Here is a 13280-nt window from a genome sequence, read left to right as displayed (position 1 = left end):
ACGTGACTCAGGCCACTCACTACCACGCCGTACGATGGAGGGCATGACCACCCCCACTCTCGACGCCATCGGCGCTGCCCTGGCGACCGTGGAGGATCCGGAGATCCACAAGCCCATCACCGAACTCGGCATGGTCGAGTCGGTCGATGTCTCCGAGTCCGGCCACGTCGCCGTCACCATCCTCCTGACGATCGCGGGCTGCCCCCTCAAGGCGAAGCTGACGGAGGACACGACGAAGGCCGTGATGGCCGTCGACGGTGTCACGGGCGTCCAGGTGAACCTCGGCGTGATGAACGATGAGCAGCGCAAGAACCTGCGCGAGCAGCTCAAGGGCTCCTCCCCCGAACGTGAGATCCCGTTCGCCAAGCCCGGTTCGATGACGCGCGTGTACGCCGTCGCGTCCGGCAAGGGCGGCGTCGGCAAGTCGTCCGTGACGACGAACCTCGCCGCCGCGCTCGCCGAGCAGGGCCTCAAGGTCGGCGTCGTCGACGCCGACATCTACGGCTTCTCCGTGCCGCGCATGCTCGGCGTCGCGCACCGCCCGACGCAGGTCGACGACATGATCCTGCCGCCCGAGGCGCACGACGTGAAGGTCATCTCGATCGGCATGTTCGTGCCCGGCAACCAGCCCGTCGTGTGGCGCGGCCCGATGCTGCACCGCGCGCTCCAGCAGTTCCTCGCCGACGTGTTCTGGGGCGACCTCGACGTCCTCCTGCTCGACCTGCCGCCCGGCACAGGCGACATCGCGATCTCCGTCGCGCAGCTCATCCCGACCGCCGAGATCCTCGTCGTGACGACGCCGCAGCAGGCCGCCGCCGAGGTCGCCGAGCGCGCCGGTGCGATCGCCCTGCAGACGAAGCAGCGCGTCGCCGGCGTCATCGAGAACATGTCGTGGCTCGAGCTGCCCGACGGCACGCGCCAGGAGATCTTCGGCGCGGGCGGCGGCGCCACCGTCGCCGAATCGCTGACGCAGTCAATCGGCGCGCCCGTCGAGCTGCTCGGCCAGATCCCGCTCGACACGACCCTGCGTGAGGGCGCCGACCACGGCATCCCCGTCGTCGTCGGCCACCCCGACGCGCCCGCCGCCGTCGCCCTGCGCGGCATCGCCAAGGGCCTCGGCACGCGCGCTCGCGGCCTCGCCGGACGCAGCCTCGGGCTGACGCCGAGTACCAAGCTGTGAGTTGACGCGCCGCTCGCGCACAGCGAGCACACCGACGAGAGCCGCAACCCTGCACGTCAGGGTTGCGGCTCTCGTCGGTGTGCGCGGAAGCTGAAACTCCCCCGCGAGGTCGGTCAGCGCTCGACCGGCACCGGTTCGGTCGAGCTCAGGTGGCGTCGTCGTCGAAGGGCGTGACGCGGTCGGGGTGGTATTCGGCAGTGACGAGGGAGCGCGGGGCGGCCGGCACGCCGTAGGCGTCCTCACCGCCGGTGCCCTCCGCTCCGATCCCTCCGGCCCCGACGCCGTCGGCTCCGCTATCGCTGCTGTATGCAGCTGCGCCGGCCGCACCCACGGCGCCCGCCGCTGTCGCGCCGGTCGACTGCGCGGTGCGCTCTCTCAGCCCGATCTCGCCCGCGATGTCGGCGTCGGGATCGTCGAACAGCGCCTCGCGCACGATCTTGCGCGGGTCGTACTGGCGGGGGTCGTACTGGCGCCAGTCGACGTCCTGGAACTCGGGGCCCATCTCCGTCTTGAGCTGCGTCTTCGCTCCCTCGGCCATCTCCCGCGCGGTGCGGATGAACGTGCGCAGCTTGTCGACATAACCCGGCAACCGCTTCGGCCCGATGAGCACGAGAGCGATGATGACGATGATGATGAATTCGCCCGAGTTGATGTCGATGAATGGAATGTTCACGCGTACGTCACCCCTGCGAACTCGCTCATGGGGCCATTCTGCCTGATCCGGCGCGACTCACCGTCACCCGCTCACCGTGCGTGACCTCGCGGCTGCCCGCGACATCGATCGTCGGGGGCGCGATCCTGTCGCTTCCGACGCTCGCCATGCGGCTGCGCTCCGGCGCCATCGGCGCGGAATGCGACGGTGTGACGAGCACGAACGCGCCCACGCATGCCGCGGTCGAGCCGAGGCCCGCGAGACCCGCGACGAGCCCCGCCCGCACGTTCGAGCGGCGCCGGCGCGCTGCCGGGTGCTGGCGCGTGGCATCCTGCCACGCGATCTCGTCCTCCCGGGAACCAGCCGCAGCGCGGTGGGGCGCCGCCTCCAGCACCATGGCCTCGTCGGCGCAGGAGCCAGGCGCCGCTGACGGCGGCCGCGACGCGCACTCCGGCGCCAGAGCGAGCAGCCCTGCGACGAGGGAAGCATGACGGTCGGGGTCGACGGGCACCGCGCGCACCTCACGAACGATGGCGCGTTCCGCGTCGACGTCACGGCGGCACACCGAGCACACGAGCAGGTGGCGCGCCGCGCACCGCATCGACACCGCGTCGAGTCTGCCGTCGACGTACAGGTCGATGGCTTCGCCCAGGTGCCCCGAGCGATACCGGCGGATCACGTGAGCCCCACGGCCGGGCGTCGCGTGAGCCCCTCCTTCGCGGCCTGGACGACGCTACGACGTCGCGCCTCACGAGCGGCGGGCGAGCGATGCGCGAGCGACTCGCGCAGGGCGGCCCGGCCGCGGTGGATGCGTGAACGCACCGTGCCGAGCTTCAGTCCGAGAGTCTGGGCGATCTCCTCGTACGTGAGGCCCTCGATGTCGCACAGCACGACCGTCGCGCGGAAGTCGGGGGCCAGCGCGTCGAGCGCGCGCTGCACGTCGTCGTCCAACTGCGCGTCGAGGACGACCTGCTCGGGCCCGGCCGCTCCGGAGGGCAGCCGGCCGTCGGCGTCGTCGGCCAGGGCGTCGAAGCGGATGCGCTGCTTGCGGCGCATGCGATCGAGGAACATGTTCGTCGTGATGCGGTGCAGCCAGCCCTCGAAGGTGCCGGGACGGTACGAACCGAGCGAATTGAACACGCGCACGAAGACGTCGTGCGTCAGGTCCTCTGCGTCGTGGACGTTGCCGGTGAGGCGGTAGGCGAGTCGGTAGACGCGCGCACTGTGCTCGGTGACGATCTCCTCCCACGTCGGCGGCTGCCAGCCAGGCGGCGCCTGCTCGGCGACATGCACACGCGAGCGCGTGTTGACGGGGTGAACGGGGTCGGCAACTGCGCCCCGGGGGTTCGACATCGACATGGGTCCTCCCGACCGCATCTCGGCGCTGGCGCGCCGCGAGCATTCATTATCCCCGGCATGCCTGTGGACTTGCTGAGGGACCCGCCGGCTGGCCGCCTCGTGCGGCTGAGGCCCAGTTGCGTTCAGAATTCGTGGGGCCCATTGCGGATGCTGCATTCTTGTCGCGCATTCCGAACGCTGCCCTGCTGCTGAGACGTCGAGCGCCTCGGGCCGCGGAGCTCGACGGCCGTCATCCGCGCACAGTGGGCTGCACAGGGGCTGGCGCCGCACTGCGCGCAGAGTCGGCTGCACTGGGCCTGGAGCCGCCATCGGCGCACAGCCGCGTGCCGACCCACGGATCGGGTGGGGCTGCGAGCGCCCCTAGGATGTCCCCCATGACCAGTTTCAAGCCCGCGAGCTGGGCGTACGCCGAGGATTTCGCCGACGAGCCCCAGCACATCGAGGCTGCCCGCATCCAGGGCGAGCACCTCGGCGCCACCCCGGTGACGAGCGCCGCGGGCGCTGCCCTGCGCATGCTCGCGGCGTCGACGGCGGCGCGCACCGTCGTCGAGATCGGCACGGGCGCCGGTTCGTCCGGGCTGTGGCTGCTCGACGGCATGCCGGCTGACGGGGTGCTCACCACGATCGACATCAGCATGGAACACCAGCGCGCCGCCCGCGCGGCGTACCAGCGCGCGGGTTACCCGCCCCAGCGCACCCGCATCATCTCCGGCAGCGCCCTGACGGTGCTGCCGCGCCTCGCGGATGCCGCCTACGACCTCGTCCTCGTCGACGGTGAGAAGGACGAATACCCCGCGTACGTCGAGCAGGCGCTGCGTCTCGTGCGGCGCGGCGGCGTCATCGTCCTCGACAACATGCTGTGGCATGACCGCGTCGCCGACCCCGCGGTGCGCGACGAGACGACGAAGCGTCTGCGCGCCCTCGGCAAGGAGCTGCGCGAACGTGACGACCTGCTCACGACGCTCCTGCCCGTCGGCGACGGCCTCCTCGTCTGCGTCAAACGCTGACGCCGGCCTGCGCGCCCTCTGCGACGAGTTGCGCGAGCACGAGGCGCGCCAAGCGCTGACGCCCGCCTGCTCACCCTCGGCCACGAGTTGCGTGAACACGAGTGGCGACACACAGCGCGGCTGCCTGTCGCGCTGCCACCCAGCCGCCGGCGCTGGCACGACGCGAACAGGCGCCTCATCCCCGGAGGGATGAGGCGCCTGTTTCGAGCGGTGCGTGACGAACGCGTCAGCCGACGCAGTCGGTGATCGCGGCGCCGAGGGCCTTGGCCTCGTCGGCGTTCATCTCGACGACGAGACGTCCGCCGCCTTCGAGCGGCATGCGCAGCAGGATGCTGCGGCCTTCCTTCGCGACCTCAAGGGGACCGTCACCGGTCCGCGGCTTCATCGCTGCCATGGGTTGACCCCTTTCGAGAACGCGCCACACGGCGCGCTAGGTTCTGCCACATCGTCGAAGCGTGCCGCGATCCTCCGTCGCGCCGAACACGACTCCCCGCTCTCGCAAGGGCGCCGGTGTGCTCGTCGATCAGCTTGTTACCCACCATTATTGCGCGTCCTGCCAGGCAGACGAAATCCATGTGTGAAACTCGTCACCATGTCTGCCACCTCTGAAGTTCTCGTCGACGTGAGCGACGGCGTCGCCACCGTCACGCTCGACCGCCCCGACTCGCTCAACTCACTGACCGACACGAGCAAGACCGCGCTGCTCGCCGCCGTCAGACAGGTCGCCGACGATGCGTCGATCCGAGCCCTCGTCCTGACGGGGGCCGGGCGCGGATTCTGCGTCGGCCAGGATCTGCGCGAGCACGCCGAGCAGCTCGGTGCCGGGTCGAAGGGCCCGTTCGAATCGGTGTCGCGCTACTACAACCCGATCGCGACGACGCTCGCGCAGATGCCGAAGCCCGTCATCGCCGCCGTCAACGGCGTGGCGGCAGGCGCCGGGTTGTCGCTCGCGATGCTGGCCGACTTCCGGATCGCCGCGCCCACGGCCAAGTTCACGACGGCGTTCGCGGGCATCGGGCTCAGCTGCGACACGGGCGCGAGCTGGAGCCTGCAGCGACTCGTCGGCTCGGCCCGCGCGCGCGAACTGCTCTTCGATGCGCGGACGATCGACGCCGACGAGGCCCTGCGCATCGGCCTGGTCAACCGCATCGAGGACGACGCCCTCGCCGCAGCGCAGTCATGGGCGGCCCGACTCGCGGCCGGCCCGACCCTCGCCTACGCCGCGATGCGCGATGCGCTCGAATTCGCGTCGAACCACTCGCTGGTGGAGTCGTTGGCCCACGAGGAGCCGCTCATGATCCGCACGGGATCGAGCGACGATCACCGACGCGCCGTCGACGCCTTCCTCACCAAGCAGCCCCCGACCTTCGAGGGCCGCTGACCCATCGGCGATGTTCCTCCACATTCGCCTACGGCGACGGCGGCCCGTCGCTCCCTCCGTTCGCAGGCTGGGGCTCCCAGAGACGCGCGAAGGGCACCCTGTGTCTGACGGTCGCCCCCGCCGGTAGTCTGGGGTGCCGAGGGGGTGCCGAGCGACGGTCCCTAGGGGGCACGGCACAGATTGCCTGCGTTCGGCGCGCACCCCCGCCGTCAACCTGATGCTCGGAGGGCTCACGCCGACGACGCAGCCGTCTCACGTTTGACCCGGCGACGGCGCCGGGCACCGGGCGCCTCGACCTCACCCCGCCAGACGTTCGATGGCGTCGCCGGCAACACACCCTGCTGCGTGGTCGTTGACGTACCCGCACGCCTGCATGAGCGAGTAGCAGGTCGTAGGTCCGACGTGCGCGAAGCCGCGCCGTTTCAGTTCTTTCGCGAGCGCGGTCGACTCGTCCGACGACCCGACGACGTCCGCCACGGTCGCCGGGCGCTCGTGCGCCGCAGGCGGGAAGGTGTCGATGAGCGCCTCGAGCCCACCGTCGGCACGCAGCTCGACGACGGCGCGCGCGTTCATCACCGCAGCCTCGATCTTGCGGCGATTACGCACGATCGAGGCATCGCCCATCAACCGCTCGACATCGGCGGCCCCGAGCGCCGCCACGGCATCCGGCTCGAACCCGACGAAGGCCGCCCGGAACGCCTCACGCTTGCGCAGGATCGTCAGCCAGGACAACCCCGACTGGAACGACTCGAGCGTCAGCCGCTCGAACAGTTCCCGCTCACCGCGCACCCGTCGCCCCCATTCGTCGTCGTGGTAGGCGACGTAATCTGGTGCGCTCGTGGCCCATGCGCAGCGGGCGACACCGTCGTCACCGACGATGAGCAGGCTCATGCGTGGCGGTCGCTCGACGACTCCCGCGACGCCGCGTGCCGGCCTCCCGGCTCATCACTGCCAACTGGCTCATCGCCCTTGTCGAGCGCCACGGCCTCGCGCGCCGCGGTCTCAGACGCCTCGTCCTCGCGCTCGTGCCCGAGCGAGCGGCGCCCGCGACGCCGGAACTGGACGATCTCGGCCGCCTCGTCACCGGCCGGGCGGCTACGAGACGCACCCTCCGCGTCGGCCACGGCGTCAGGGCGAGCCGTCGTGGCGCGCGCACCGTCGGGCTTCTCGCCGAGCTGCGATTCCAACTCACCGATCTCTTCGAACAGGCGGTCGAGCACCGCGTCGACCTGACCCATGTTGTACCCGCGCAGTGCCTGGTCGAAACGAACGGCGTCCACGCCCTGTGCGCCCAGGGGGCCGGGCGGCAACTCGAACGATGACGTGCTGCTCGGGCCCGACATCGAGTCGACGCCGATGCGTCCGGCGAGAACCGCGACGAGCGCCCCGATGATGACGATCAGGACGACGATGAGGACGATCATCATGATGGTGCTCCTCAGGCCTCGACGGGACGCTCGCCCGCGCGAGCGGCGCGGTGAGCGTCACGGATGAACGCGATGGCTTCTTCTGCGGTGTCGACGATGACCATGCGGTCGACGTCGCGCTCGGAGATCATGCCCTCGGCGAGCACCGTCGCGCGCAACCATTCGCGCAGCGGGCTCCAGAACGCGGTGCCGACGAGCACGATCGGGTAGTGCGTCACCTTCTGCGTCTGCACGAGCGTGATCGCCTCGAACATCTCGTCAAGCGTCCCCACACCGCCCGGCAGCACGATGGCGCCCTGCGTGTACTTGACGAACACCGTCTTGCGCACGAAGAAGTAGCGGAAGTTCACGCCGAGGTTGACGAAGCGGTTGAGCCCCGTCTCGAAGGGCAGTTCGATGCCGAGCCCGACGGACGTGCCGCCTGACTCGAAGGCGCCCTTGTTCGCGGCCTCCATCGCGCCCGGGCCCCCGCCGGTGACGACGGCGAAGCCCTCCTTGACCAGGGCGCGCCCCACCTGCTCGCCCACGGCGTACGCCGGATGCTCGGACTTGAGCCGCGCCGAGCCGAACACGCTGATGGCGGGCCCCAGCTCGGCGAGCGCGCCGAAGCCCTCGACGAACTCGGCCTGGATACGCATGACGCGCCATGGGTCGGTGTGGACCCAGTCCGCCTCGAAGTTCGAGTCGAGCAGTCGCTGGTCGGTCGTCGTGCGCGGCACGTGCTTGCCGCGCAGCGTGACCGCACCCTTGTGGTAGTCGTGCTCGGGGCCGGCCTTGCGGCGTTCTGCCTCGTCACGGCGGGCCGCGAGACCCGAATCGGCAACCGGGCCGGGCTGCGACGCGACGTCGACCATCTCCTCGCTCCCGCGGGCGCTACGCGCGTCGCGCTCGTCGTCGTGGTGCGCCATCAGGCCAGCCATCCCTTGAGCAGCTCGAGCGCGGTGACGATCTGATCCTCGGGGCACCACTCGTCGTCCATGTGGGCGACGTTCGGGTCCCCGGGGCCGAAGTTGACCGCAGGCACGCCGACGGCGGAAAAGCGCGCGACGTCCGTCCACCCCTCCTTCGCGACGACAGGCAGGCCGAGCGCGTCGACGAACGCCTTCGCCGCCGGGCGGTCGAGACCGGGACGGGCGCCCCCGGCGAGATCGTCGCACTCGGTGTCGAAACCATCGAAGAACGTCGTGACGTACGCGAGCGCGTCCTCGGCGCTCTTGTCCGGCGCGAAGCGGTAGTTCACCGTCACCGTGCACGCGTCGGGGATGACGTTGCCCGCGATGCCGCCGGAGATGTTCACCGCGTTGAGGCCCTCGTGGTAGTCGAGACCGTCGACGGTGACCGTCTGCGGTTCGTACTCACGCAACCGGTTGAGGATGTCGGCAGCCTTGTGGATGGCGTTGTCACCCTTCCAGGGCCGCGCCGAGTGGGCGGCGATTCCCTTGGTGCGCACGTGAACCCGCAGCGTCCCCTTGCAGCCGCCCTCGATACCGCCGTTGGTCGGCTCGAGCAGGACGGCGAACGCGGCCCCCTCGAGCAGCTCCGGTCGGGTGCGCGCAATGCGCCCCAGACCGTTGTGCTGATCCTCGATCTCCTCGCCCTCGTAGAAGACGAAGGTGATGTCGCGGTTCGGCTCCGTCAGTTCTTTGGCGATCTTGAGCTGGACGGACACCCCGCCCTTCATGTCGGTCGTGCCGCGCCCGTGCAGCTTGCCGCCGACACGCTTGACGGGCAGGTTGGCGGGATCCTTCGTCAGCGGCACCGTGTCGATGTGGCCGGCGAGGACGATGCGTTCGTCACGCCCCAGGTTCGTGCGGGCGACGATCGTGTTGCCGTCGCGTACGACGTCGAGGTGGTCGAGCGTCGCGAGCTCGGCCTCGATCGCGTCGGCGAGGTTCTTCTCATCGAGAGAGACCGACTCGATGTTGCACACCGATTCGGTGAGCGCGACGACGTCCTGCGTCAGGTCCAGAGAAGCCATGCCCACACCCTATGACCCGTCGCCGACAACCGTGGCACGGGAGAGGAACGTCCATCGCCCGGGGAGCGAATGTGTGCGCGAATCGCAGACGAGTCGGCCCGCCACCCGGACGAGCCCACCCACAGCCGCGAACCCCTCGGTAGCCTGGGCGGCATGACTGATGCACGCACCGCCTGGGGCTACGGCCTCGCCACCGTGACCGCCGACGGCACCACGCTCGACACGTGGTACCCCTCCCCCGCGCTCGGCACGCCCGACGACGCCACCAAGGCTCCGTCCGCGCTCACCGCCCTCGAGACGAAGGACGACGCGCGCACGGTGACGACGAAGGTCGTGCGCACCGTCATCGACCTCGACGCCGCCCCGGACGACGTTCCCGACGCGTACCTGCGCCTGCATCTGCTCAGCCACCGCCTCGTGCTGCCGAACACCATCAACCTCGACGGCATCTTCGGCCGGCTCGCCAACGTGGTGTGGACGAACTTCGGCCCGTGCGCCGTCGACGACTTCGAGATGACGCGCGCGCGTCTGCGTCAGCGTGGCCCCGTCAGCGTCTTCAGCATCGACAAGTTCCCGCGCATGACCGACTACGTCACGCCCAGCGGTGTCCGCGTCGCCGACGCCGACCGCGTGCGTCTCGGCGCCCACCTCGCCGAGGGCACGACCGTCATGCAGGAGGGTTTCGTCAACTTCAACGCCGGCACGCTCGGGCACTCCATGGTCGAGGGGCGTATCACGCAGGGCGTCGTCGTCGGCGACGGCTCCGACATCGGCGGCGGCGCCTCGATCATGGGCACCCTGTCGGGCGGCGGCACGCAGCGCGTCAGCCTCGGCGAACGCTGCCTGCTCGGCGCCGAATCGGGCCTCGGCATTGCGCTCGGTGACGACTGCGTCGTCGAGGCCGGCCTCTACCTCACCGCCGGCACCAAGGTGACGATGCCCGACGGCACCGTCACCAAGGCCGTCGAGCTCTCCGGTGGCGCCAACATGCTCTTCCTGCGCAACTCCGAGACGGGCGCCGTCGAGTGCCGCGCCCGCGCAGGCAGGGGCATCGAGCTCAACGCGGACCTGCACAAGAACTGACGCCACAGGCGGGCATGCGGGGTCGCGACCATCCGAGCCGCGGCGCCCCGCGGCATTTCATCACCCGTTCAACCCCACGGACCGTCAGCCAGGCGTCACACTGTGAGCGCCCCACGCACGAGGAGACGACGATGACGAGCCACCCCGACCGAACGCACCTGAACGGCCCGACCCCACGCGAGGACCTGCGGGAGCCGCACGAGACGCGGGTGCCCGTCAGCGAGCGCGACCAGGTCCGCGAGAGTGGCTTCGACGCCTACTCGGCGCCGGATCTGCAGGCCGCGTCGTCGATGAGCGGCGCGAGCAGGATGCAGCGCATCGTCGCTCTTTTCCTGCTGCTGGGCCTGCTCGCGACGTTCGGGATCGCGTTCATCGGCTGACGCCCGCCGCTCGCCGCTGCGACCGATCGAACCCAGCGCGCGCTCTTGCGTGGGGCGACACCCCCCCGTCCCTGACGCGGGGAAGGCCGTCGTACCGGCCGGACGTCAGGCATGATGGAGGGGCTGCTCACCTTCGATGGTGAACAGCCCCTTCGTCCGACGGTGCGAACGCGATCAGCGCCGCGCCGGCGTCACTTCGTCGGGTAGTCGCGCTCGGTCGCGCCGACGTACACCTGACGCGGACGGCCGATCTTCTTCGCCGCGTCCTTGTTCTGCTCACGCCACTGCGCGATCCAGCCGGGCATGCGGCCGATGGCGAACAGGACGGTGAACATGTTCGTCGGGAAGCCCATCGACTTGTAGATGAGGCCCGTGTAGAAGTCGACGTTCGGGTACAGCTTGCGCTGCACGAAGTAGTCGTCCTTCAGCGCGCGCTCCTCGAGGCCCATGGCGAGCTCGAGCTGCTCGTCCTTGCCGTTCTTCTCGAGGATCGAGTGGGTCGCCTTCTTGACGATGGCGGCGCGCGGGTCGTAGCTCTTGTAGACGCGGTGGCCGAAGCCCATGAGCTTCACGCCGTCGACCTTGTTCTTCACCTTGTCCATGAAGTCCTCGGCCGAGTCACCCGTCGACTGGATCTTCTCGAGCATCTCGAGAACAGCAGAGTTCGCGCCACCGTGCAGCGGGCCCGAGAGGGCGCCGATGCCGGCGGTGATCGACTGAAACAGGTCCGCCTCGGCGGAACCAACCATGCGGACGGTCGAGGCCGAGCAGTTCTGCTCGTGGTCGCCGTGCAGCGTGAAGAGCATGTCGAGCGCATCGGCGGTGGCCTGGTCGACGTCGCCGCCGAACATCATGTGCAGGAAGTTCTCGACGTACCCGAGCGAGGCGTCGGGCGCGATGAACGACTCACCGATCGACTTGCGGTACGAGTACGCGGCAAGCGTCGGGACGGCGCCCAGCAGGACGGCCGTCGCCTTGTCGATCGCGGCGTCGTCCTTCACCGACAGCGCGTCGGCGTAGTACGTGCCGAGCGCCGGGACGACGGAGGCGAGGATCAGCATCGGGTGCGCGCCCTTGGGGAACGCGTCGAAGATCTTCTCCAGGCCCTCGGGCAGGACAGACGCCTTCGCGACGGCCTGGGTGATCTCGTCGAGACGAGCCTGCGACGGCAGATCACCGTCGATGAGGAGCGCGGCGACCTCGAGGAACGAGGCGTTCTCCGCGACCTGGTCGATGGGGTAACCGCGGTAGCGCAGGATGCCCTGGTCACCGTCGATGTAGGTGATGGCGGACTTGCACGACGCGGTGTTGACGAAGCCGACGTCGAGGGTGACGTTGCCCGTCTCCTTCATGAGCGCCGAGATGTCGTAGCCGCTGCAGCCCTCGACGGCCTCGACGATCGGGAACTCGAGTTCCTTGTCGTCGGCCGTGAACGTGGCGTTGCCCTGAGAAGTCATGTGGGTTTTCCTCCTTGCGGACCGGCAGGGGTGTACCGGGTTAGCGAATGAGACGTTACCTGAGAATTTCCGCTGCTTTTAATCCGCTACCACCGGGTAGAGGAAAAACTTTGACTGTCCGTCAACCCGCTGTGAGGCGCCTCACAGCGGCGTCGATCCGTTCGTCGGTGGCCGTCAGCGCGATGCGGACGTGCTGCTCGCCCGCGACGCCGTAGAAGTCGCCCGGCGCAGCGAGGATGCCGAGCTCGGCGAGCGCGTCGATCGACTCGCGGCAGGGGCGTCCCTGCGTCGCCCACAGGTACAGACCGGCCTCGGAATCGTCGATCCGCCAGGCTGCCGCCTCCAGCGCAGGTTTGAGAGCGGCGCGGCGGCGCGCGTAGATCGCCTTCTGGGCGGCCACGTGGGCGTCGTCCTCGACCGCCGTCTTGAGCACCCGCTGCACCGGCCACGGCACGATCATGCCGGCGTGCTTGCGAACGTCGACGAGCTGCTTGACGATCGCTGGGTCACCCGCGACGAAGCTCGCACGGTATCCGGCAAGGCTCGACTGCTTGCTCAGGGAGTACACCGACAGCAGCCCGGTGTGATCTCCACCGCACACGCGGTCGTCGAGGATGCTCGGGGCGCTCAGCTGCCCCGCCTCGCCGGCGCCGTCACGCCAGTCGAGCTCGGCGTAGCACTCGTCGCTCGCGACGATGACGCCACGCGCGCGTGCCCAGTCGACGACCTTCTTGAGGTGCTCGACACCGAGAACCTTGCCGTTCGGGTTGCCGGGGCTGTTGATCCACAGCAGCTTCGGCGCCTGCGGCCCGAACTCGGTGAGGCCCCGCATCGGACGTGGCGTCGCGCCCGCGAGGCGAGCGCCGACGTCGTACGTCGGGTAGGCGACCTCGGGAAAGGCGACGACGTCCCCGGCGCCCAGGCCGAGCAGCGTCGGGAGCCACGCGACCAGTTCTTTAGAACCGACCGTGGGCATGACGCCGTCGGGGTCGACGTGGCTCGCGTTGCGGCGGCGTGCGTACCAGGCGGCGATCGCCTCACGCAGATCGGGGGTCCCCCACACCTGCGGGTAACCGTGGGCGTCGGCGTTGGCCGCGAGTGCGTCCTGCAGGATCTGCGGCGTCGGATCGACGGGCGTGCCGACGCTGAGGTCGACGATGCCGTCAGGGTGCTCACTCGCGCGCGCCTTGGCCGCGGCCAGCGAATCCCAGGGGAAGTCAGGAAGGTTGAGCGCCATGCCGCCATTCTCGCACCTGCCACCGACATCCCCACCCTGCCCGAACCCCCGCGCCGCCAGGGCCGCATGCCCATCGGCTAACGGCGTCCACCCCTGACTGTCAGCCTGGGTGTGAGTCACTCAGGAGGTGGGTATGCGC

At 69.7% G+C, this 13280-nt stretch carries 15 protein-coding genes; 5 read left to right on the top strand and 10 right to left on the bottom strand.

The genetic code is table 11. The annotated features are described in order from the left end of the window. Positions 1-43 precede the first annotated feature (43 nt). Positions 44-1180 (top strand): Mrp/NBP35 family ATP-binding protein, encoded by a 1137-nt coding sequence (locus tag AX669_RS05375; RefSeq protein WP_006947406.1) that lies wholly within the window; start codon positions 44-46, stop codon positions 1178-1180. A gap of 145 nt (positions 1181-1325) precedes the next feature. On the opposite strand, the gene AX669_RS05370 is transcribed toward AX669_RS05375, so the two are convergent. The 3 genes from AX669_RS05370 to sigE are packed head-to-tail and all read right to left on the bottom strand — an operon-like array spanning position 1326 to position 3191. Beyond that, positions 1326-1853: a hypothetical protein gene (locus tag AX669_RS05370; protein ID WP_074040392.1), complete on the bottom strand. Its 528-nt coding sequence runs from the start codon at positions 1851-1853 to the stop codon at positions 1326-1328. Between the two features lie 25 nt (positions 1854-1878). Next, positions 1879-2511, bottom strand: a complete 633-nt coding sequence (locus tag AX669_RS05365; protein WP_062257077.1) for a hypothetical protein — start codon at positions 2509-2511, stop codon at positions 1879-1881. Beyond that, a complete protein-coding gene (gene sigE, locus AX669_RS05360; protein WP_082740606.1) occupies positions 2508-3191 on the bottom strand; it encodes an RNA polymerase sigma factor SigE in 684 nt (227 codons plus the stop codon). Before sigE ends, AX669_RS05365 begins: the two co-directional genes overlap by 4 nt. Before the next feature lie 374 nt (positions 3192-3565). On the opposite strand from sigE, the gene AX669_RS05355 reads away from it, so the two are divergent. Beyond that, positions 3566-4198 (top strand): O-methyltransferase, encoded by a 633-nt coding sequence (locus tag AX669_RS05355; RefSeq protein WP_038567255.1) that lies wholly within the window; start codon positions 3566-3568, stop codon positions 4196-4198. Positions 4199-4424: 226 nt separating this feature from the next. Here AX669_RS05355 and AX669_RS12970 read toward each other — a convergent pair whose 3' ends face one another. Beyond that, positions 4425-4592: a DUF3117 domain-containing protein gene (locus AX669_RS12970; protein ID WP_006947428.1), complete on the bottom strand. Its 168-nt coding sequence runs from the start codon at positions 4590-4592 to the stop codon at positions 4425-4427. Between the two features lie 198 nt (positions 4593-4790). On the opposite strand from AX669_RS12970, the gene AX669_RS05350 reads away from it, so the two are divergent. Next, positions 4791-5579 carry an enoyl-CoA hydratase-related protein gene (locus tag AX669_RS05350; protein ID WP_040015157.1) on the top strand — a complete coding sequence of 263 codons (789 nt, stop codon included), beginning with the start codon at positions 4791-4793 and terminating at the stop codon, positions 5577-5579. Positions 5580-5876: 297 nt separating this feature from the next. Here the strand turns inward: AX669_RS05350 and AX669_RS05345 are convergent, their stop codons facing one another. The 4 genes from AX669_RS05345 to dapE are packed head-to-tail and all read right to left on the bottom strand — an operon-like array spanning position 5877 to position 8984. After that, complete coding sequence (locus AX669_RS05345) at positions 5877-6470, bottom strand: DNA-3-methyladenine glycosylase I (protein ID WP_062257075.1); 594 nt, start codon at positions 6468-6470, stop codon at positions 5877-5879. Next, the gene (locus AX669_RS05340) at positions 6467-7006 is read right to left on the bottom strand and encodes a DivIVA domain-containing protein (protein WP_006947425.1); all 540 of its coding nucleotides are present in this window, start codon (positions 7004-7006) and stop codon (positions 6467-6469) included. The genes AX669_RS05345 and AX669_RS05340 overlap by 4 nt, the downstream gene beginning before the upstream one ends. 11 nt (positions 7007-7017) lie before the next feature. After that, positions 7018-7926: a TIGR00730 family Rossman fold protein gene (locus AX669_RS05335; protein ID WP_006947405.1), complete on the bottom strand. Its 909-nt coding sequence runs from the start codon at positions 7924-7926 to the stop codon at positions 7018-7020. Further along, positions 7914-8984: a succinyl-diaminopimelate desuccinylase gene (dapE, locus tag AX669_RS05330; RefSeq protein ID WP_062257073.1), complete on the bottom strand. Its 1071-nt coding sequence runs from the start codon at positions 8982-8984 to the stop codon at positions 7914-7916. Before dapE ends, AX669_RS05335 begins: the two co-directional genes overlap by 13 nt. A gap of 153 nt (positions 8985-9137) precedes the next feature. Between dapE and dapD the strand changes: the two genes are divergently transcribed. Continuing rightward, positions 9138-10067, top strand: a complete 930-nt coding sequence (gene dapD / locus AX669_RS05325; protein WP_062257071.1) for a 2,3,4,5-tetrahydropyridine-2,6-dicarboxylate N-succinyltransferase — start codon at positions 9138-9140, stop codon at positions 10065-10067. A gap of 131 nt (positions 10068-10198) precedes the next feature. Continuing rightward, a complete protein-coding gene (locus AX669_RS05320; RefSeq protein ID WP_062257068.1) occupies positions 10199-10447 on the top strand; it encodes a hypothetical protein in 249 nt (82 codons plus the stop codon). Between the two features lie 191 nt (positions 10448-10638). Here the strand turns inward: AX669_RS05320 and AX669_RS05315 are convergent, their stop codons facing one another. Next, complete coding sequence (locus AX669_RS05315; RefSeq protein WP_062257067.1) at positions 10639-11904, bottom strand: citrate synthase; 1266 nt, start codon at positions 11902-11904, stop codon at positions 10639-10641. Between the two features lie 121 nt (positions 11905-12025). Then, positions 12026-13141: a succinyldiaminopimelate transaminase gene (gene dapC, locus AX669_RS05310; protein WP_062257065.1), complete on the bottom strand. Its 1116-nt coding sequence runs from the start codon at positions 13139-13141 to the stop codon at positions 12026-12028. Positions 13142-13280 lie beyond the last annotated feature (139 nt).

The sequence above is a fragment of the Dermacoccus sp. CCH2-D9 genome, from assembly GCF_001556795.1.
In the GTDB taxonomy this organism is placed as follows: Bacteria; Actinomycetota; Actinomycetes; order Actinomycetales; family Dermatophilaceae; genus Dermacoccus; species Dermacoccus nishinomiyaensis.
This window is presented reverse-complemented; position numbering and strand designations above follow the sequence as displayed.

Bases quoted from the DNA above. Each gene is read 5' to 3' on its own strand.
- AX669_RS05375 (WP_006947406.1), top strand. From the start codon at position 44: ATGACCACCCCCACTCTCGACGCCATCGGCGCTGCCCTGGCGACCGTG.
- sigE (WP_082740606.1), bottom strand. From the start codon at position 3,191: ATGTCGATGTCGAACCCCCGGGGCGCAGTTGCCGACCCCGTTCACCCC.
- AX669_RS05355 (WP_038567255.1), top strand. From the start codon at position 3,566: ATGACCAGTTTCAAGCCCGCGAGCTGGGCGTACGCCGAGGATTTCGCC.
- AX669_RS12970 (WP_006947428.1), bottom strand. From the start codon at position 4,592: ATGGCAGCGATGAAGCCGCGGACCGGTGACGGTCCCCTTGAGGTCGCG.
- AX669_RS05350 (WP_040015157.1), top strand. From the start codon at position 4,791: ATGTCTGCCACCTCTGAAGTTCTCGTCGACGTGAGCGACGGCGTCGCC.
- AX669_RS05345 (WP_062257075.1), bottom strand. From the start codon at position 6,470: ATGAGCCTGCTCATCGTCGGTGACGACGGTGTCGCCCGCTGCGCATGG.
- AX669_RS05340 (WP_006947425.1), bottom strand. From the start codon at position 7,006: ATGATGATCGTCCTCATCGTCGTCCTGATCGTCATCATCGGGGCGCTC.
- AX669_RS05335 (WP_006947405.1), bottom strand. From the start codon at position 7,926: ATGGCTGGCCTGATGGCGCACCACGACGACGAGCGCGACGCGCGTAGC.
- dapE (WP_062257073.1), bottom strand. From the start codon at position 8,984: ATGGCTTCTCTGGACCTGACGCAGGACGTCGTCGCGCTCACCGAATCG.
- dapD (WP_062257071.1), top strand. From the start codon at position 9,138: ATGACTGATGCACGCACCGCCTGGGGCTACGGCCTCGCCACCGTGACC.
- AX669_RS05320 (WP_062257068.1), top strand. From the start codon at position 10,199: ATGACGAGCCACCCCGACCGAACGCACCTGAACGGCCCGACCCCACGC.
- AX669_RS05315 (WP_062257067.1), bottom strand. From the start codon at position 11,904: ATGACTTCTCAGGGCAACGCCACGTTCACGGCCGACGACAAGGAACTC.
- dapC (WP_062257065.1), bottom strand. From the start codon at position 13,141: ATGGCGCTCAACCTTCCTGACTTCCCCTGGGATTCGCTGGCCGCGGCC.